The sequence below is a fragment of the Aeromicrobium sp. Leaf272 genome, assembly GCF_001422865.1.
Lineage (GTDB): Bacteria > Actinomycetota > Actinomycetes > Propionibacteriales > Nocardioidaceae > Aeromicrobium.
In genome coordinates, this window is record NZ_LMMY01000011.1 from 12,780 (window position 1) to 31,507 (window position 18,728).

An 18,728-nucleotide genomic window follows, 5' to 3' on the forward strand; every position below is an offset into this window, starting at 1 on the left:
GGAGTCTGGGTGGTCGGGCGGCACGTGGCCCGAGACCACGGTGAAGCCCTGCGTGAGCCCCCGATGGGTGACCGGGATGCCCGCGAGGGCCGGGCCGGAGACCGACGACGTGACGCCGGGCAGCACCCGCACCGGCACACCCGCGCGGGCGCAGGCGATCGCCTCCTCGCCGCCGCGGCCGAACACGAACGGGTCGCCGCCCTTCAGCCGGACCACGCGCCGGCCGGCCAGGGCGTGCTCCACGAGCAGCGCGTCGATCGCGTCCTGTCCGGTGGACCGGCCGCCCGGGATCTTCGCGACGTCGACGACCTGGGCGTCGGGCCGCACCGCGTCGAGCGCGGCGAGCGGGACGAGCCGATCGGTCACCACGACGTCGGCCTCGGCCAGGGCGCGCAGGCCACCCACGGTCATGAGGTCGGGGTCGCCCGGCCCGGCGCCGACGAGGACGACGTCACCCGGGGCACCGGCGGGGGTGCCGGGCGACGGGCGGCGATGGGCACCGTCGGCCGGCACCCGCAGCACCACGTCGGCCGCGAGCACGTCGTCGAGCGACAGCTCGCCGCGCCGCCAGGAGACGAGGCCGCGGTGGACGAGGTCCTCGAGCGTGGCCACGAGGTCGGGGGCCACGACCGTGACGGTGTCGCCCTCGGCCAGGGCCGACGACGCTGCCGCTGCGGCGCGCAGGCCGCCGCCGGCCACGAGCACGCGCCGACTCACGACCGCACCTGCGCGAGCGCGGCGAGGAAGCGACGGGTGACGTCAGGGGCGCGCACGGCGACGCGGATCCAGGCGTCGTCGAGTCCCGGGAAGGTGTCGGCGCGCCGCACCGCCCACCCGGCGTCGCGCAGCGCACCGTGGACCCCTGGCCCCACCCGAGCCAGGACGAACGGCGCGGACGACGGCAGATGGTGGACGCCCAGCTCGTCGAGGCCGTCGGTGAGCACGGCGCGGTGCCGGCCCACGTCGGCGGCACGACGGGTCGCCTCGGCACGGGCGTCGTCGGACGTGCACGCGACGATGGCGGCGGCGGCGTGGGTCGACACCGACCACGGCGGCTGCTGGGCGCGCAGGTCGGCCAGCAGGTCGGGGTCGCCGAGGACGTAGCCCGCGCGCACGCCGGGGATGCTCCAGAGCTTCGTCAGGCTGCGCACGACCAGCACCCCGGGAAGGGGCGAGCCTGCGAACGAGTGCTGCTCCCCGGGCACGGCGTCCATGAACGCCTCGTCGACCACGACCACGCGGCCGGGCCGCGCGAGGGCACGGATCGCCCAGGCGGGGTGCAGCACACCGGTGGGGTTGGTGGGGTTGCCGACGACCACGAGGTCGGCGTCGTCGGGGACGCGGTCGGGCTCGAGCGCGAAGTCGTGGCCGAGCCGCACGTGCTGCGGGTCGTGGCCGGCCTGGCGCAGCGCGACGTCGGGCTCGGTGAACTGCGGGTGCACCACCACGGGGTGCTGCCAGTCGCGGGCGCGGGCCAGCAGCGTGAACGCCTCCGCCGCACCGGCGGTCGCGAGGACCTCGTCGTCGGCGCGCAGGTGACGACGAGCCACGGCCGCCTCGGCCTCGCGGGCGTCGGGGTAGCGGCCGACGTCGTCGAGCGCGGAGCTCAGGGCATGGTCGAGCCACGTCGGACGCGGCCCGTCGTGCACGTTGACCGCGAGGTCGACGAGCCCGTCGGTGGCCTCCGCGTCGCCGTGGTGGCGGAGCGGGTCGGGCGGGGAGACGGCCTCGACACGCGGCCGGCGGTTGTCACCCGCCGCTGGTCGCGTGGCCGCCGAGGCGACGAAGGAGCTCTCGGGGGCGGATCGAGACCGCTCGGGCGCGGCGTGGACCGCCGCGGCGAAGCGCGCCGCCACGCGGGGGTGACCCGCCCAGTGCGTGTGCAGGTACGAGGCGTGGAGCGTCGCGCTCGCGAAGCCGGCCTCGCCGTGGGCGCTCGTCCAGGCGACACCGAGCGCGTCGTCGGCGCCGGCCGACGGCGTGACGTGGGTGCGGTGGAACTCGTGGCCGGTCACGCGGCCGCCGACGGGGGCGAGCAGGTGCTCGACCGGGGCCACCGCCGTGCGGTAGCCGAGGGTCAGGCGCGGTGTCATGGCGGCGTCGGCCGGGAGCGCACCCACCATGGGCGCGCCGTCGAGCGAGCGGCAGAGGTACAGCAGGCCCGCGCACTCGGCCACGGTCGGCACCCCGGCGGCCACGGCGTCCGCGATGGCGTGGCGCAGGGGCTCGTTGGCCGAGATCGTCGCCGCGTGCACCTCGGGGAAGCCGCCACCCAGGTAGAGCCCCGACGTGCCCTCCGGCAGGGACTCGTCGTGCAGGGGGTCGAACACCCGCACGTCGCAGCCGAGGGCGTCGAGCAGCTCGACCGTCTCGGCGTAGCGGAACGTGAACGAGCGGCCGCCGGCCACGGCGACCACCCGCCGCGGCCCGGCGGGCGGAGGGCCGACCTCGGAGGCCGCGTCCCACGCCGCGCCCTGCAGGGTCGGCGCCGACCGGGCGATGCGCACGACCTCCTCCAGGTCGACGGCCTTCGCGACCCGGGTGGCGAGCCGGTCGAGCGCGGCCGCCGCGTCCTCCCGCTCGGCCGCGGGCACCAGGCCCAGGTGGCGCGACGGGGCCACGACGCCGTCGTCGCGGTGCACGATGCCGAGCACCGGCACCCCGGTGCTCTCGAGCGCGCGCACCACCTCGTCGGCGTGCCGCGTGGACCCGACCTTGTTGAGGACGACGCCGGCCACCCGCACCGACGTGTCGAAGGCGACCATGCCCTGGACGAGCGCCGCGATGGAGCGCGACGCCGAGGACACGTCGACCACGAGCACCACCGGGCTGTCGGTCACGCGGGCCACGTGGGCGGTGGAGGCGTAGCCGTCGGTGCCGAGCATGCCGTCGTGCAGACCCATGACGCCCTCGACGACCGCGAGGTCCGCACCGGCGGAACCGTGCAGCAGCAGCGGGACGAGACGCTCCTCCCCCACCAGGTGGGGGTCGAGGTTGCGGCCGGGCAGACCGGTGGCCAGCGCGTGGTAGCCGGGGTCGATGTAGTCCGGTCCCACCTTGTGGCCCGAGACCCGCAGCCCGGTGCGGGCGAGCGCCGCCATGAGGCCCGTGGCGATCGTCGTCTTGCCGTGGCCCGACGCGGGCGCGGCGACGACGATCCGCGGCAGGCTCACCATTCGATCCCCCTCTGTGCCGTCTGCCGCCCACGGCCCGGCACCCCCGCCGGCCGTGGGCTTGGGCAACGCTCGACGCTCACCATTCGATGCCTCGCTGACCCTTCTGGCCGGCGTCCATGGGGTGCTTGACCTTCGTCATCTCCGTGACGAGGTCGGCCACCTCCAGGAGCCGGGGGGCGGCGTCGCGTCCGGTGATCACCACGTGCTGGCGACCGGGCCGCGACGCGAGGGTGTCGGCGACGTCGTCGACGTCGACCCAGCCCCACTTCATGGGGTAGGTGAACTCGTCGAGCACGTAGAGGTCGTGGGTCTCGGCGGCGAGGCGGCGCTTGATCTCGGCCCAGCCCTCGGCGGCCGCGACGGCGTGGTCGTCATCGGTGCCGGACTTGCGCGACCACGACCAGCCCGAGCCCATCTTGTGCCACTCGACGGGACCGCCGAGGCCCTCGGTCTCGTGCAGGCGACCCAGGTGCTCGAGCACGGACTGCTCGCCGACGCGCCACTTGGCGGACTTGACGAACTGGAACACGCCGACCTTCCAGCCCTGGTTCCAGGCGCGCATGGCCAGGCCGAACGCGGCGGTGGACTTTCCCTTGCCGGGGCCGGTGTGCACCATGACGAGCGGTCGGTTGCGGCGCTGGCGGGTGGTGAGGCCGTCGTCGGGGACGACCAGCGGCTGACCCTGGGGCATCAGGCCACCTCCCTCACCGTGCGGACGGCGGAGGTCAGGCTCTCGGCGCTGACCTCGCCGAGCGGGAGGTGCTGAGCACCCAGACGGTCGGCCAGCACGGCGGCGAGGCCGAGGCGGAAGCCGCCGGTCTCGCAGTCGACGACGACCGACGCCACGCCGCTCGCGCGCACGTGGTCGGCCGCGCGGTGGGCGCGGGCCAGGGCGTCGAGGCCCGACGTGGCGCGACCGTCGGTGACGACCACGAGCAGCGGTCGGCGCAGCGGGTCGCGAATGCGCTCGAGGCGCAGGGCGTCCGCGGCCGCGGCGAGGCCCTCGGCCAGCGGGGTGCGGCCGCCCGCGGGCAGCTCCTCGAGCCGGCGCGCGGCGACGTCGACCGACGACGTGGGTGGCAGGTCGAGCGTGGCGCCGGCGCCGCGGAAGGTGACCAGCCCGACCTTGTCGCGGCGCTGGTAGGCGTCGAGCAGCAGCGAGAGCACGGCGGTCTTGACCTGCTCCATCCGGCGCCGGGCCGCCATGGAGCCCGAGGCGTCGACGCAGAGCAGCACCAGGTTGGACTCGCGTCCCTCGCGCACGGCGACGCGCAGGTCGGCCGGACGCAGCAGCACGCGGCCTCCGTCGGCGCGTCCGCGCGCGTGCTGGTGCGGCGCGGCGGCACGGACCGTCTCGACGAGGTGCAAGGAGCCGCTGCGGCCGGCCGGGGTGCGCGCGCCGATGCGTCGGCCGTCGTCGGTCACCGCGCGCGAGCGACGACCCGAGACGCCGGCACCCACGCCGTCGACCTGCAGCAGGCGGGCCCGCACCGGCTGCCCGGCGCCGACCGTGGACTCCGCGGCCTGGCCGGAGCCCTCGCCGCTGTCGCCGCCGGACGGAGCGGGCGCCTCACCGGGCGCGGGAGCGTCGGCCGCGGTGTCGCTGCCGCCGCCGGGGCCACCACCGTCGGGACCCCCGTCGTCAGGGCCCTCGTCGTCGGGACCGTCGGGCCCCCCGTCGTCGAGGCCGCCCGCGGGCGGCTCGTCGGGGCCGAGCAGGTCGTCGAGCTCGGACTCGTCGAGCCCGGTCTCGTCGAAGGGGTTGCGCCGACGACGGTGCGGCAGCGCGAGGCGGGCGGCCGCGCGCACGTCGTCACGGGTGATGGTGGTGCGCCCGTGCCACGCCGCGTGGGCGGCAGCGGTGCGGGCCGTCACGATGTCGGCACGCAGGCCGTCGACCCCGAACGCCGAGCACAGCTCCGCGATGGAGACCAGGGTCGCGTCGTCGAGCGGCACCTGGGTCACGAGGTCCTGCGCGGCACTGATCCTGGCGGTGAGCGCAGCCTCGGCGTCGGCGAAGCGCGCCGCGAAGCCGGTCGGGTCGGCGTCGAAGGCCAGCCGGCGACGCACGACCTCGGCGCGGGTGGCCGGCTCGCGCGGCGCGGCCACCTCCACGGCGAGGCCGAAGCGGTCCAGCAGCTGGGGCCGCAGCTCGCCCTCCTCGGGGTTCATCGTGCCGATGAGGACGAACCGGGCAGCGTGCTCCACGGACACGCCGTCGCGCTCCACCGTGGAGCGGCCCATCGCGGCCGCGTCGAGCAGGAGGTCGACCAGGTGGTCGTGCAGCAGGTTGACCTCGTCGACGTACAGCACGCCGCGGTGCGCGCGAGCCAGCAGGCCGGGCTCGTAGCGGGTGACGCCGCTGCCGAGGGCCTGCTCGAGGTCGAGGGAGCCGAGCACGCGGTCCTCGGTGGCGCCGACGGGCAGCTCGACGAGCCGCACCGGGCGGGACTCGACCGGTGCGTCCGGCCCGAACGGACCGTCGGGCGACAGGGCGGAGTCGGCAGGATCGCTGGAGAACCGGTCGCCCGAGACCACCTCGATCGGCGGCAGCACGGCCGCGAGGGCACGCACGAGGGTCGACTTGGCCGTGCCCTTCTCCCCTCGTACGAGCACGCCGCCGATGGCGGGCGAGATCGTCGTGAGGACGAGGGCGAGGGCCATGTCGTCGAGCTGGTCGGGCTCGGCTCCGACGACGGCCGTGAAGGGGTAGTGCTGTGGCATGAGGGCTCCCGCTCGATCGCCATGGCTGGTTGAGCGCGAGGCCGGTCTTCGGACTTCCACCCTCAGGTGGTCACCGCAGCGGACCCTGTGCCGGACTTGCACCGGCTTCCCGATTCTCCCCAGGTTCTGGGGCACCTCGCGTCATGTGAAGTTTGGTCGGGCGCCAGGCTACCGGGGCGCCGCCGTGCTGCGGCAACCCACTAGCCTCGCGAGACATGACCTCCGCTCGCTCCCCCCTCCTCGTCGTCGGGATCGGTGCCGATGGCTGGCCCGGGCTCGATGCCGCCCGCCGGGCCGTGGTCGAGTCGGCCGACGTCCTCCTGGGGGGCGAGCGGCACCTGGCGATGGTCCCCGTGGACGTGCCGGCCGAGCGCGTGCCGTGGCCGTCGCCCCTGCGTGACGGGCTTCCGGACCTGGTCTCCGGGTTCGAGGGGCGGCGCGTGGTCGCGCTCGCGTCGGGCGACCCGCTGGTCTCCGGCATCGGCACCACGCTCGTCGGCCTGCTCGGTGCCGACGCCGTCGAGGTGCTGCCGGGCGTCTCGTCCGTCGCCCTGGCGCGGGCACGGATGCGCTGGTCCGCGGAGTCGTCGGACGTCGTGACCGTGGTGGGCCGCGACGTGCACCGACTCGTGACCGCCTTCGCCCCGGGGGCCCGTCTGCTGGTGCTGTGCTCGGACGCGTCGACGCCCGCGGCCGTGGCCGCGCTGCTCGCGTCGCACGGCTACGGCACGAGCACGCTGACCGCGCTGACCGACCTGGGTGCGGAGACCGAGTCCCGCACCGAGGGTGTCGCGACCACCTGGACGGACGACGTCGGCGCGCTGACCGTGCTGGCCGTCGAGGTCCGCGACGCGGGTGCGCGTGCGCTGCCGCTCGTGCCCGGCCTGCCCGACGACGCCTTCGAGCACGACGGCCAGGTCACCAAGCGCGACGTGCGGGCCAGCGCCCTCGCGCGCCTGGCCCCGACGCCCGGCGCCCTGCTGTGGGACGTCGGCGCGGGCGCCGGGTCGGTGTCAGTGGAGTGGGCGCGCACCCACCCGAGGTGCCGGGCCGTCGCCGTCGAGCGGGACGCCGAGCGTGCCGAGCGGATCGTCCGCAATACCCGCACCCTCGGCGTGCCCGAGGTGCAGGTGGTCACGGGCGCGGCGCCCGATGCGCTCGCCGACCTGGACACCCCCGACGCGGTGTTCGTCGGTGGCGGTGCGACGGTCCGCGGCGTGCTCGACGCCTGCTGGGGGGCGCTGCGCCCGGGTGGACGCCTGGTGGTGCACGGCGTCACGCTCGAGACCGAGCAGCTGCTCGTCGCGTGGCATGCCGAGCACGGCGGCGAGCTGGTGCGGCTGCTCGTCGAGACGGCCGCACCCCTCGGGTCGTTCACGTCGTGGACCCCGGCCCGTGCGGTGACGCAGTGGTCGGTCGTGAAGGAAGGACGCGCATGACCGTGCACGTGGTGGGCGCCGGACCCGGTGCCGCGGACCTCCTGACGGTGCGGGCCGTCCGGCTCCTCGAGCACGCCGACGTCGTGCTGTACGCCGGCACCTACGTCGACGCCGTGCTCGAGCACTGCCGACCCGACGCACGCCTCGTCGACACCCAGGACCTCGACCTCGACGCGATCACGGCCACGTGCGTCGACGGGCACGCGGCGGGACTCGAGGTGGTGCGGCTGTCGTCGGGCGACCCGTCGGTGTACTCGGCGCTGCACGAGCTGACGCGTCGGCTCGACGCCGCCGGCGTGTCGTGGGACGTCACCCCCGGGGTACCGGCCTACGCCGCGGCCGCGGCCCGCTTGGGGGTCGAGCTGACCGTGCCCGAGGTGGTGCAGTCGGTGGTCCTCACCCGCACCCAGGCGCGCTCCACCGCGATGCCGTCGAGCGAGGAGCTGGAGACCTTCGCGGCGACGGGTGCCACGTTGTGCCTGCACCTGGCCATCACCCGCACCCGTGACCTGGCCGACCGGCTCGCGGCCGTGCTCGGTGCCGAGACGCCCGTGGCGGTCGTCGCGAACGCGTCGCAGGACGCCGAGATGGTGCTGCGCGGCACCCTCGCCGACGTGGCGGACCAGGTGGAGGCCGCGGGCCTGCGCCAGGCCGCCGTCATCCTCGTCGGGCCGGCGGTCTCGCGACCGGACGGAGCGGAGTCCTACCTCTACTCCCCCACCCGCGACCGGTCCACCAAGCGCCGCTAGTCACTCCGTTTCGGACAGTTCCGGGGCACTGAAGGCATCCCGAGTGCCCCGGAGCTGTCCGAAACGTGGGGACCAGGCGGTCAGGGCTCGACGGAGCGGGATGTCCAGACGGCGCCGGTGGGGCTGACCCGGGTGGTCGAGGAGCCGACGACCAGCAGGCACTTCATGTCGATCGACTCCGGGTCCAGCTCCTGCAGGGTGGTCACGACGAGGGACTCCTCGGCGCGGCCGACGTCGCGGCCCACGACCACCACGGTGCCGGGGTCGCGGTGCTCGAGCAGGATGCGCCGCATGTCCGCGACCTGGGTGGTGCGCGAGCGGGACCGCGGGTTGTAGACGGCCAGCACGAGGTCGGCGTCAGCCACGGCGCGCAGCCGCCTCTCGACGACCGACCACGGCTTCAGCCGGTCCGACAGGCTCATGACCGCGAAGTCACCGCCGATCGGTGCCCCCGCCCGCGCCGCCACGGCCTGGACGGCGGAGACGCCCGGCACCACCCGGACCACGACGTCGTGCAGGTCCGAGCGCGCCTCCTGCGCCTCCAGCACCGCGGTGGCCATGCCGAACACGCCCGCGTCGCCGCCCGACACGACGGCCACCCGCTCACCCGCCCGAGCGAGCTCCAGCGCGTGGGTGGCGCGGTCGATCTCGACCGTGTTCCCCGACGCGTGCCGGACGAGCCCGACCCGCTGCGGCACCCTCGCCACGTACGGCGCGTAGCCGACCACGTGCCCCACGCGCGACAGCTCGTCGGACGCCTCGGGCGTGAGCCAGCCGTCGGGCCCGGGGCCCAGCCCGACCACGACGACCTCTCCCTGAGCGGCCTCGGCCACACCCGCGGACGGCTCCGGGGCGTCGTAGCGCCGGCCGTGGCCGTCGCCCGGGACCACGACGAGCGAGAAGTACGGCACCGACGACGCGTCGACGTCGGCGACGGGCATCCACCGCTGCTCGGGCATGGAGGCGCGCTCGACGTAGAGCGCCGTGTCGAGCCGTCCGGCCTGCTCCAGCGCGGAGCGGACGGCCGGGAACGTGCGGCCGAGCTTCATGATGATCGCCCCGTCGGTGTCGGCGAGCCGTCGGGCCAGCTCGGCCTCCGGGAGCGTCCCGGGCAGCACGGTCAGCACGTCGGTCTGGCGCACCAACGGGGTGGCGGCCAGCGCCGTGGCGGCGGCGAACGCCGGGACCCCGGCCACCACCTCCGTCTCGAAGTCGCCGGACAGCCGGTCGTGCAGGTACATGAACGAGCCGTAGAACATCGGGTCGCCCTCGGCGAGCACCACGACGTCGCGGCCCGCAGCCAGGTGGGCACGCAGGCGCTCGGCGCACTCCTCGTAGAAGTCGGCCATCGCGCCCGCGTAGCCACCGGGGTGCTGCACCTCTCCCGTGGTGACCGGGTACTGCAGCACCTCCTCGGTAACGCCCTCGGGCACCAGGTCGTCGACGATCCGCCGCGCGTTCGAGCGCTTGCCGACGCCCTGGTGGTAGGCGACGACGTCCGCGTCGCGGATGAGCCGAGCGGTCTTGAGCGTCACCAGCTCCGGGTCGCCGGGACCGACCCCGACGCCGAACAGTCGTCCCGACATGGGGCTACTCCTCCTCCTGCGCCAGCGCGTTGAGGGCCGACGCCGCCATGGCCGAGCCACCCCGACGCCCGCGCACGGTCACGAACGGCACGTCGATGCCGTGGGTGTCGGCGAACGACGCGAGCGCGTCCTTCGACTCGGCAGCACCGATGAAGCCCACTGGCACCCCCACGACGGCCGCCGGTCTGGGCGCACCGTCGGCCAGCAGCTCCAGCAGGTGGAACAGGGCCGTGGGCGCGTTGCCGATCGCCACGACCGCACCGTCGAGCCGGTCGCCCCACAACGAGAGCGCGGCCGCCGACCGGGTGGTCCCCCACTCCCGCGCCAGGTCCGGCACCCGCTCGTCACGCAGCAGGCACAGCACGTCGTTGTCCTGCGGGAGCCGCGCCCGGGTGACTCCGGAGGCCACCATCGTCGCGTCGCACAGGATCGGTGCGCCCGACCGCAGCGCCGCTCGCGCCGACGACACCAGCCGCGGGTGGACCACGAGGTCGTCGACCAGGTCCGTCTGCCCGGTGCCGTGGATCATCCGCACCGCCACCTTCTCGGCGTCGGCGGGGATGCGCGACAGGTCGGTCTCCCGCCGGATCGTCGCGAAGGAGTCGACGTAGATGGCAGCGCCGCTGCCCTCGTAGTCGAAGCGTCGGGTGGGGGCTCTCATGCGGTCTCCGGAGGTCGTGCGGGCAGATCGGGCAGGACGACGCTGCGCCACGGTGTGACCACCAGCTCGGCGCCGGCGCGGGCGAGCAGCGCGTCGACGTCGGGACGGCGCAGCACGCCGCCGGGCACGGTGACGTGCTCGTAGGCGAGCCCGTCGTCCTGGCGGCCGACGCCCTCGGGCAGGGGCAGGGCGCGCACCTGGGTGCGCAGGTCGCGGGCGTGCAGGTCGCCCATGACCGCGGCGCCGTGCTCCGGCAGGTCGTCGACGTGCCAGGTGCCGACGTCCGGACGGACCCGCTGGAACCGGTGGGCCAGTGCCATGAGCACGTCCGGCAGGACGTCGAGCGGCACGACCTCGCCCCAGTGCCGACCGGCCCGGACCTGCGCGTGGCCTGCGTCGACCGCCACGGCTCCGAGGTCGAGGGTCCGGTCGACGAGGTCGCCGCGGCCGTCGTCGAGGACGACGAGGAACCGCGCGGACAGCTCGGCCAGGGCGTCGTCACCGCGCAGCAGCGCGTCGTACCGCTCGGCGACGGGGCGAAGGTCGGCGAGCCCGCCGCTGCGTCCCGACAGCGGGGACACCATGACGTTGCGCACCAGCTCGTGGGTGCGGCTCGGCAGGAGGCCGGTGGACTCGAGTTCGGCCACCACGACCGGGGGGACGAGACCGTCGGGGGCAGCCAGCCCACGGACCTGCAGGTTCGCCCGCCGGGTCAGCGCGACCGTCCCGTCGCCGTGCCGCTCGGCCACGTCGACGAGCCGCGCGAGCGCACGCGACGGCAGCCGCCCGCCGACCAGCCTGAGCCGCACGAGCGCGCCGTCGTCGGCGATCCAGGGACGCAGCACACCGGGGCATCGGTCGGCGCGGTCGCGAGCGCTGCCGTCAGGGCCGGGGCTCATGGCTCCATCCTCGTTCGACGATGGCGGGGAGTGACGTTCGTCGCCGATGCGTGGACGGACGGGTCGCGACGACCGCGACGTGGATCACCCCACACCAGGGGTGTCGTTTCGTCTTCAACCACGTTGTACGCAGTGACGGCGCGCGTGCACCACTCCCAACGCCGCGTGCCGGGTGGGCCGGGTCGACGCCTTCTCCCAGGGCGGTACGACCCGGCCCCACAGGGAAGCTCCCCGGACGTCATGCGCCGGTCACCCCGGTGAACCTCACGTGCGGCACCTCGTCCACGACGGTCACGACCGCCTGCACGTCGTAGACGTCGGCCACGAGCTCGGCGGTGAGCACCTCGGCGGGTGGCCCCGCGACCCGGACCCGACCGTCGGCCAGCACGACGAGGGTGTCGCAGTACGTGGCCGCCAGGTTGAGGTCGTGCAGCGCCATCACGGTGGTGGTGCGTGCCGCCCGCACCAGCTCCAGGAGCTCCAGCTGGTGGCGGACGTCGAGGTGGTTGGTGGGCTCGTCGAGCAGCAGCTCGGTCGGCTCCTGGGCCAACGCCCTGGCGATCTGCACCCGCTGGCGCTCGCCCCCGGAGAGCGTCGAGTAGGCGCGGTCGAGCACGTGCGACGTGCGCGTGGTGCGGGCGGCCCGCTCGACGACGGCCCGGTCCGCGGCGGACGTGGGAGCCCACGTCGAGCGGTGTGGCAGCCGTCCGAGACCGATGACGTCGCGCACGGTCGGCTGGGTGTCGGTGGTGACGTCCTGGTCGACCACGGCGAGACGACGCGCCACCTGCCGTCGGCTCAGCTGCGTCACGTCGTCCTCACCCAGACGCACGACCCCCGAGGAGGCCGGTCGCAGACCGGCGAGGAGTCGCAGCAGCGACGACTTGCCGGACCCGTTGGGACCGAGCAGGCCGACGGTGCTGCCGGGCCGGACGTCGAGGTCCACGCCGTCGACGATCAGCCGGTCGCGCACCCCCCACGAGACGGTGCGGGCGCTGATGCTCATGAACGCTGCCTCCGCCGCAGGAGGATCACGACGAAGGCCGGCACGCCCACGAGCGCCGTGGCCACGCCGACCGGCAGCTCCTGCGGAGCGATGACCGTGCGCGCGCCGACGTCGACCCACACCAGGAAGATCGCGCCCAGCACGGCGGAGACGGGCACGAGCACCCGGTGCCGCGCCCCCACCACGGCTCGTGCGGCGTGCGGCAGCACCAGCCCGACGAACCCGATGGCGCCGGACGTCGACACGATGACGGCGGTCATCAGGGCCGTGACCACGAGGAGCAGCAGCCGGATGCGCAGCACGGAGACCCCCAGCGCGGCAGCCGCGTCCTCGCCGAAGGTGAACGCGTCGAGCGCCCCGGCCGCGAGCCAGCAGACCACCAGGCCCGCCAGCACCAGCCCCCCGCACACCAGGACGTCGCGCCACGAGGCGGTGCCGAGCGACCCGAGCAGCCAGAACAGCACGCCCCTTGTCTGCTCGGCGTCGGCGGCGGTGAACACGATGAACGACGTGAGCGCGGCGAACAGCTGGGTGGCCGCGACGCCCGCGAGGATCATCCGGTCGGTCGTCCCGCCGGAGGCCATGCCCAGGACGAGCACGAGCCCGAAGGCCAGCAGCGCCCCGACGAACGCCCCGGAGGCCAGCGTTGCCGAGCCGGCTCCGACACCCAGCACCACGATGGCCACGGCACCGGTGGATGCGCCCGAGGAGATGCCGAGCACGAACGGGTCGGCCAGCGGGTTGCGCAGCAGCGACTGAAGCACCACGCCGCACAGGGCCAGCCCGGCGCCGCAGGCTGCGGCCAGCACCGCCCGCGGGAGGCGCAGGTCCCACACGATCGCCTCCTGGATGCCGGTGAGGCCCGACGACCCGAGCCCGACCTTGGCCAGCGCGACCGCCACGGCGTCGCGCGGGCCGAGGTCCGACGGCCCGATCGTGGTGGCGACCGCGATCGACACCGCGAGCGCGGCGAGGGTCACCACGCCCAGCACCAGACCGCGTCGGGAGCCCCGAGTCCCCCGGTCGGGCGGTGTCTCGGCGTCGCCCGGCGCCTCGCGCTCGTCGACCAGCAGGGAGGTCACGACGGCGAGATCCCCAGGTCGCGCAGGCCCGCGGCGACCTTCTCGACGGCGTCGACCGTGCGGATCGACGGGTTGAGCTCGGCGCCGGCCAGCAGCACGTAGCGCTTCTCCTTGACCGCGGTCATCTCCCGCGTGACCGGGTTGGACTCCAGGAACGCGATCTTGGCCTTGCCGCTCTCCGCGGTCTGGCTCCTGCGGGTCAGGTCCCCGATGACGAGGACGTCGGGATCGGTGGCCGCGATCGACTCCCACCCGATCTGCGGCCACTCGTCCTGCTCGCCCTCGAACACGTTGTCCAGGCCCAGCGCTCGCGTGATGATGCCCGGCCCCCCGCAGCAGCCCGCGGCGTAGGGCGCCTCGGAGTTGGCGAACCAGTAGAAGACCGACGTGCCGTCGAAGTCGGCCGCGGCGGCGTCGGCCATGCGCTCCTCGAGCGAGGCGACGAGGTCCTCGCCGGCCTGCTCCTCGCCCACGAGCGCAGCGAGGTCGCGGACCTCCGTGTAGATCGACTCCATCTCGAGCGGCTCGTCACGGGTGCCGTCACCGGCGCCGAAGTCGGACTTCTCGCACTCGACGGCCGACAGGTAGGCGGGGACGCCCAGGCCGGCCAGCTTCTCGGGCGTGGTCACGCCGCCCTCGCTGAGGGCGTTCGCGAACGACGCGGTCACGAGGTCGGGCTCGGTCGCGAGCAGGTCCTCGTACGACGGCGCCTGGTCCGCGAGCCGCTCGACCGTCGCGTTCTCCTCGGCCAGCGACGGCAGGATCGGGTCGGTCCAGCCCGCGGCACCCGCCATGCGGTCGGCCACGCCGAGGCTCAGCAGGATCTCGGTGGTGCCCTGGTTCAGGGACACGATGCGCTGCGGCGGGCTCTCGACGGTGACGTCACGGTCGCAGCGTTCGACCGTGACCGGGAAGCCGCTCGTGGACGCGGCCGACGTCGAGGACCCTGAGTCGGTCGACGAGCCGCACGCCGCGAGGAACGTGGCCGCCAGCAGGGCGGCGGAGAGGGAGGGGCTGAAGCGTGGTCGCATCGCGATCCTTCGCTCGGGGGTCCGTTGCGCGAGACCCGGTGGAGCCCCACGGCGAGTGCCGCGGGTCGCCAGCGGGTGTCGGACTCAGGCGTCGCCGCCCATACCGTTGCGCGTCAGTCCCGGACTCTCACCGGGTTCCCTCGCGTGGCAGCCGCACCGTAGCACTCCCGTTCGACGCCCGGCCGACTCAGCCGCCCAGGACCTCCGACAGCAGCGCGACGTCGCGCAGGAGGAGCGCCGCGGAGCGCACCAGCGGCACGGCGGCGACGGCGCCGCTGCCCTCACCGAGCCGCATGCCGAGGTCGAGCAGGGGCTCCAGGCCGAGCTTCTCGAGGGCGAAGCCCTGCGCCGGCTCGGTGGAGCGGTGGCCGGCGGCGAACCAGGCGGCTGCACCGGGTGCGAGGTCGTCGGCGGTCAGGGCGCAGGCCACGGAGATGAGTCCGTCGAGCAGCACGGGGACACCCGCCTCGGCCGCGGCGACGAGGAAGCCGACGGTCGCGGCGAGGTCGGCACTGCCGAGCGCGGTGAGCCGGTCGACGGGGTCGGCCACACGCTCGCCGGCACGGTCCAGCGCGGTCTGGACGACCTCGGCCTTGCGGGCCAGACCTGCGTCGTCGATGCCGGTCCCGCGACCCACGACCTCGACGCCGGGGAGGCCGAGCGACGCGGCCACGAGCGCGGCCGACGGGGTCGTGTTGCCGATGCCCATGTCGCCGGTGACCAGCAGCTGCGCACCCGACGCGATCTCCTGCGCCGCGATCGTGCGACCGTGCTCGATCGCCAGGCCCGTCTCCTCGGACGTGAGCGCGTCCTCGACGTCGATGGAGCCGCAGCCGCGCCGCACCTTGAAGGCGCGGACCTCGTCGGCCAGGCCGTCGAGGTCGTCGTCGACGCCGAGGTCGAGCACGCGCAGGCTCACGCCGTGCTGGGCGGCGAGCACGCTCACGCCGGCCCGGCCGGACGCGAAGGTCCGGACCATGGCGGGGGTGACGGCGCTCGGGAACGCGGAGACGCCCGAGCCGACCACGCCGTGGTCGCCGGCGAGCACGACGGCCCGAACGTTCTCGACCGGACGCGGCGGCACCTCGCCCTGTGTGGCGGCGATCCAGCAGGCCAGGTCGCCGAGACGTCCGAGCGCGCCGGGGGGCGTGGCGAGGTCGGCCAGTCGGGCGGCGGCAGCGGCGTGGGCCGCGGCGTCCGGCGGGCGCACGGAGGTGGGGGACGTCAGGTCAGGCACGCTGTGGTCGGGCGCAGTGTGGTCAGGCACGGGGGAACCGTACCGAGTGCCCAGCGGACCTCATCAGTGCCAGCCGTGCTCGGCGAGACGTCGCGCGACCATCACCGGGACGCCGGGCAGCCGCGCCGACAGGTTGCAGGCCTCCCCCACCGCATACCGAACGGGGTGCGACGCTCCCAGTACCAGCAGGTCCTGCCCCGACGACGGCGGCACCACGAGGTCGAAGGCCTGGACGGTGCCGCGAGCGGCCCAGAGCCGCAGCACCCGTCCGTCGAGGACCACGGCGACCTTCTCGTGGTCGTAGAGCTGGGTGTAGCCCATCGGGACGTGCCTCAGGACGGCCCCGTCGTGCGGGCGACCGGCCGTGTAGGCGTGGGTGAGACCGCGACTCGTGCGGTGGAACCGGGCGACGTCGTCGTGGTCGATGCCGAACAGGTCCACCCGGCCGGCCCCGATCTCGGCGTCCGGCGGGTGCGTGCACGTCGGCACCTCGACGGGGGGCAGGCTCGGCGGGGAAGGGTCGCGCCAGCTGGTGCGGTCGGTCACCTCGCGCAGGTCCATGGCGGTCATGCTGGCACGGGGTGCGAGCCGCGTCACGACGTCGCACCTTCCCTCGGTGCGAGCACGTGCACGCGAGTAGCCTCCCCTGCATGTCCCGAGCCCTCACCGTCAGCGACACCGTGGTCGTCGGCGTCGACCCGGAGACCGCCTACGCCGCGGTCAGCGACGTGCGGCAGATGGGGCGCTGGAGCCCCGAGAACACCGGCGCGACGCTGGCCGATCCCGACGCTCCCGTGGTCAAGGGCACGGTGTTCGTCGGCGACAACAAGCGCGGTCGCGGTCGGTGGCGGACCCGCTGCGTCGTGACCATCGCCGAGCCCGGCCGACGGTTCGCCTTCGACGTGCGTGCGTGGGGACTGGGCGAGCGGCTGCTGCCGGTGCGCGTCGCCACGTGGGAGTACGCGTTCGAGCCGGCCGTGGGAGGCACGCTCGTCACGGAGACCTGGGTCGACGGCCGCAAGGGCTGGCCCGACTGGACGGCCTCGGTGTTCGACCGCGTGGCCACCGGGCGGGACTCCTTCGCCACGTTCCAGCGCGGCAACATCCGACGCACGCTCGACCGGCTCAAGCGCGAGCTGGAGGCGGACCGGGAGCGTGAGCCCGGGTCACCCGAGTGACCGCGCTCGCCCGGCTGGGCGAGTTCTTCGCCGTCGACCCCGACGTCGCGGGGCCGGGCTGGCACCCCCTCGCGGAGCTGCTCGACGGCCCGTTCCCGGACCACCGCGTCGTCGCGGCGCACCTGGTCCTCCGGTCCCGCTCGAACGCGGAGGTGGAACCCCGTGTGGCCGCCTCGATCGCATCGCTCGGTCTCTTCGCCCGGCTGCTGTCGCCGACGATCGGGGCGCTGCTGCTCGACGTCGACGCCCCGGCCGACCTCCACTGGCGTGAGCAGCCCACCGGGACCTTCCCTCTCGCGGCCGGCGCCTGGGGTCCGGCCGACCTGCACGCCGTCCTGTCCGACGTGGTCGAGCCCCTCGCCCGTCGTCTGCACGCCGCCCATGGCCTGTCGGAGCAGGTGCTGGCGGGCAACGCGTCGTCCGCGGCGTTCGGTGCGCTGAGGATGGCCACGCTCGCCCGGCCCGACCTGCGCGACGCCGCGCTCGACGTCGGCGCCGACGCGCTCACCCACCCCTCCCTCGCGGGCACCGGCGACGTGGGACCGCCGTACGTGCGCCGCTCCTGCTGCCTCTACTACCGGATCCCCGGCGGCGGGTACTGCGGCGACTGCGTGATCCCGGCGCGAGGCCGCTAGGCTGACCGCGATCCGTCGCCGCGGATCAGGGAAGCCGGTGCGAGTCCGGCGCGGTTCCGCCACTGTGACGCCTGCCTGCAGGCCAGCCAGACACCTTCCGCGGCGACTCCCACCGCACGGGGCGAGAACCCCGAGGAGGAACCCTGATGACGCGTATCGCGCTGCTCTCGACGTCCGACACCGACCTGCTCTCGGCCCGCGCGAGCGGCGCCGACTACGTCTACGCCAACCCGGCGAAGCCCGGCCACCAGGACATGGCCGCCGCGATCGAGGCGGCCGACCTTGTGGTCGCGCGCATCCTCGGCTCGCCGCAGGACCTCTGCTCGGGCTTCGCGCGCATCCGCGCCACGGGCAAGCCGATGGTGGTGCTCGGCGGCGAGCAGTCGCCCAGCGCCGAGCTGATGGAGCAGTCGACCGTCCCGATCGGCGTCTGCGCCGACGCCCACGTGTACCTCGCGGAGGGCGGCCCCGAGAACCTCGCCCAGCTGCACGCCTTCCTCTCCGACACCGTGATGCTGACCGGCGAGGGGTTCGAGCCCCCGAAGGTCCTGCCGGAATGGGGTCTTGCTCCTCGCCCGCAGGGCGACGACGAGACGGGCAAGGCCAGGATCGGCGTGCTGTACTACCGCGCCCACGAGGCCAGCGGCAACGCCGGCTTCGCGCACGCGTTGGCCGACGCGATCGACGACACCGGCGACGCCGTCGGCGTCCCGATCTTCAGCTCGTCGCTGCGCGCCGCCCCCGACGCGCTGTTCGAGGAGATGGCGAACCTCGACGCCCTCATCGTCACGGTGCTCGCGGCCGGCGGCACGAAGCCGGGCACCGTCAGCGCCGGCGGCGACGACGAGTCGTGGGACGTCGCGCGTCTCAAGGCCCTCGACATCCCGATCCTCCAGGGCCTCAGCCTCACCTCGAGCCGCGCCGAGTGGGAGGCCTCCGACGACGGCGTCTCGCCGCTCGACTCGGCCAACCAGATCGCGATCCCGGAGTTCGACGGTCGGATCATCACCGCCCCGTTCTCCTTCAAGGAGGTCGACGAGGACGGTCTCCCCCGCTACGTGGCCGACCCCGAGCGCAGCGCGCGCGTGGCCGGCATCGCCGCCGCCCACGCCCGCCTGCGCCACACCCCGCCGGCCGAGCGCAAGGTCGTGCTCATGCTGTCGGCCTACCCGACGAAGCACAGCCGGGTGGGCAACGCCGTCGGCCTCGACACCCCCGCCTCCACCATCCGGCTGCTGCGCGCGATGCGCGACGCCGGCTACGACCTCGGCGAGCCCGGACAGATCCCCGGTCTGGAGCGCGACGACCTCACCGAGGCCGGCGAC

16 protein-coding genes, 2 pseudogenes and 3 riboswitches are annotated in these 18,728 nt (G+C 74.8%); of the genes and pseudogenes, 5 read left to right on the plus strand and 13 right to left on the minus strand.

Going from position 1 to position 18,728, the window contains the following annotated elements; all coding sequences use genetic code 11:
• The 5 genes and pseudogenes from ASF38_RS19110 to ASF38_RS07165 form a co-directional block, all read right to left on the minus strand.
• Positions 1-411 (minus strand): annotated as a pseudogene (locus ASF38_RS19110) (uroporphyrinogen-III C-methyltransferase); the annotation flags it as partial.
• A gap of 150 nt (positions 412-561) precedes the next feature.
• Positions 562-717 (minus strand): annotated as a pseudogene (locus ASF38_RS19115) (NAD(P)-dependent oxidoreductase); the annotation flags it as partial.
• Positions 714-3,176 carry a cobyrinate a,c-diamide synthase gene (locus tag ASF38_RS07155; protein WP_200914444.1) on the minus strand — a complete coding sequence of 821 codons (2,463 nt, stop codon included), beginning with the start codon at positions 3,174-3,176 and terminating at the stop codon, positions 714-716. The gene ASF38_RS07155 and the pseudogene ASF38_RS19115, both read right to left, overlap by 4 nt.
• Before the next feature lie 76 nt (positions 3,177-3,252).
• Positions 3,253-3,867, minus strand: coding sequence for a cob(I)yrinic acid a,c-diamide adenosyltransferase (cobO, locus tag ASF38_RS07160; RefSeq protein WP_055961035.1), 615 nt, complete (start codon positions 3,865-3,867; stop codon positions 3,253-3,255).
• Positions 3,867-5,900: a VWA domain-containing protein gene (locus ASF38_RS07165; RefSeq protein ID WP_056574778.1), complete on the minus strand. Its 2,034-nt coding sequence runs from the start codon at positions 5,898-5,900 to the stop codon at positions 3,867-3,869. Before ASF38_RS07165 ends, cobO begins: the two co-directional genes overlap by 1 nt.
• Positions 5,901-5,921: 21 nt before the next feature.
• Positions 5,922-6,054: riboswitch (cobalamin riboswitch) on the minus strand.
• A gap of 61 nt (positions 6,055-6,115) precedes the next feature.
• Between ASF38_RS07165 and cbiE the strand changes: the two genes are divergently transcribed.
• Both cbiE and ASF38_RS07175 read left to right on the plus strand, forming a co-directional pair.
• Positions 6,116-7,339 (plus strand): precorrin-6y C5,15-methyltransferase (decarboxylating) subunit CbiE, encoded by a 1,224-nt coding sequence (cbiE, locus tag ASF38_RS07170; RefSeq protein ID WP_056574780.1) that lies wholly within the window; start codon positions 6,116-6,118, stop codon positions 7,337-7,339.
• The gene (locus ASF38_RS07175) at positions 7,336-8,088 is read left to right on the plus strand and encodes a cobalt-precorrin-4/precorrin-4 C(11)-methyltransferase (protein WP_056574783.1); all 753 of its coding nucleotides are present in this window, start codon (positions 7,336-7,338) and stop codon (positions 8,086-8,088) included. Before cbiE ends, ASF38_RS07175 begins: the two co-directional genes overlap by 4 nt.
• Positions 8,089-8,168: 80 nt before the next feature.
• Here the strand turns inward: ASF38_RS07175 and ASF38_RS07180 are convergent, their stop codons facing one another.
• From ASF38_RS07180 to ASF38_RS07215, 8 genes are all read right to left on the minus strand, one after another.
• Positions 8,169-9,674 (minus strand): precorrin-2 C(20)-methyltransferase, encoded by a 1,506-nt coding sequence (locus ASF38_RS07180; RefSeq protein WP_056574786.1) that lies wholly within the window; start codon positions 9,672-9,674, stop codon positions 8,169-8,171.
• Between the two features lie 4 nt (positions 9,675-9,678).
• Positions 9,679-10,335, minus strand: a complete 657-nt coding sequence (locus tag ASF38_RS07185; RefSeq protein ID WP_055961054.1) for a precorrin-8X methylmutase — start codon at positions 10,333-10,335, stop codon at positions 9,679-9,681.
• On the minus strand, positions 10,332-11,234 hold the full coding sequence (locus tag ASF38_RS07190; protein ID WP_055961058.1) for a hypothetical protein: 903 nt from the start codon (positions 11,232-11,234) through the stop codon (positions 10,332-10,334). Before ASF38_RS07190 ends, ASF38_RS07185 begins: the two co-directional genes overlap by 4 nt.
• A gap of 238 nt (positions 11,235-11,472) precedes the next feature.
• A complete protein-coding gene (locus ASF38_RS07195) occupies positions 11,473-12,240 on the minus strand; it encodes an ABC transporter ATP-binding protein (protein WP_056551822.1) in 768 nt (255 codons plus the stop codon).
• Positions 12,237-13,322, minus strand: a complete 1,086-nt coding sequence (locus ASF38_RS07200) for an iron ABC transporter permease (RefSeq protein ID WP_235497466.1) — start codon at positions 13,320-13,322, stop codon at positions 12,237-12,239. The genes ASF38_RS07195 and ASF38_RS07200 overlap by 4 nt, the downstream gene beginning before the upstream one ends.
• On the minus strand, positions 13,319-14,353 hold the full coding sequence (locus tag ASF38_RS07205) for an ABC transporter substrate-binding protein (RefSeq protein ID WP_056574789.1): 1,035 nt from the start codon (positions 14,351-14,353) through the stop codon (positions 13,319-13,321). Before ASF38_RS07205 ends, ASF38_RS07200 begins: the two co-directional genes overlap by 4 nt.
• Positions 14,354-14,405: 52 nt before the next feature.
• Positions 14,406-14,529, minus strand: a riboswitch (cobalamin riboswitch).
• A gap of 11 nt (positions 14,530-14,540) precedes the next feature.
• Entirely contained in the window at positions 14,541-15,620 is a 1,080-nt protein-coding gene (cobT, locus tag ASF38_RS07210; protein WP_235497478.1) for a nicotinate-nucleotide--dimethylbenzimidazole phosphoribosyltransferase, read from the minus strand.
• A gap of 33 nt (positions 15,621-15,653) precedes the next feature.
• Positions 15,654-16,160, minus strand: coding sequence for a hypothetical protein (locus ASF38_RS07215; protein ID WP_156366836.1), 507 nt, complete (start codon positions 16,158-16,160; stop codon positions 15,654-15,656).
• Between the two features lie 80 nt (positions 16,161-16,240).
• Between ASF38_RS07215 and ASF38_RS07220 the strand changes: the two genes are divergently transcribed.
• From ASF38_RS07220 to ASF38_RS19120, 3 genes are all read left to right on the plus strand, one after another.
• Positions 16,241-16,768, plus strand: coding sequence for an SRPBCC family protein (locus ASF38_RS07220; RefSeq protein ID WP_055961072.1), 528 nt, complete (start codon positions 16,241-16,243; stop codon positions 16,766-16,768).
• A complete protein-coding gene (locus ASF38_RS07225) occupies positions 16,765-17,403 on the plus strand; it encodes a (2Fe-2S)-binding protein (RefSeq protein ID WP_056574795.1) in 639 nt (212 codons plus the stop codon). Before ASF38_RS07220 ends, ASF38_RS07225 begins: the two co-directional genes overlap by 4 nt.
• A gap of 4 nt (positions 17,404-17,407) precedes the next feature.
• Positions 17,408-17,520: riboswitch (cobalamin riboswitch) on the plus strand.
• Between the two features lie 29 nt (positions 17,521-17,549).
• A partial coding sequence (locus ASF38_RS19120; RefSeq protein WP_235497479.1) for a cobaltochelatase subunit CobN occupies positions 17,550-18,728 on the plus strand: 1,179 nt, incomplete at its 3' end.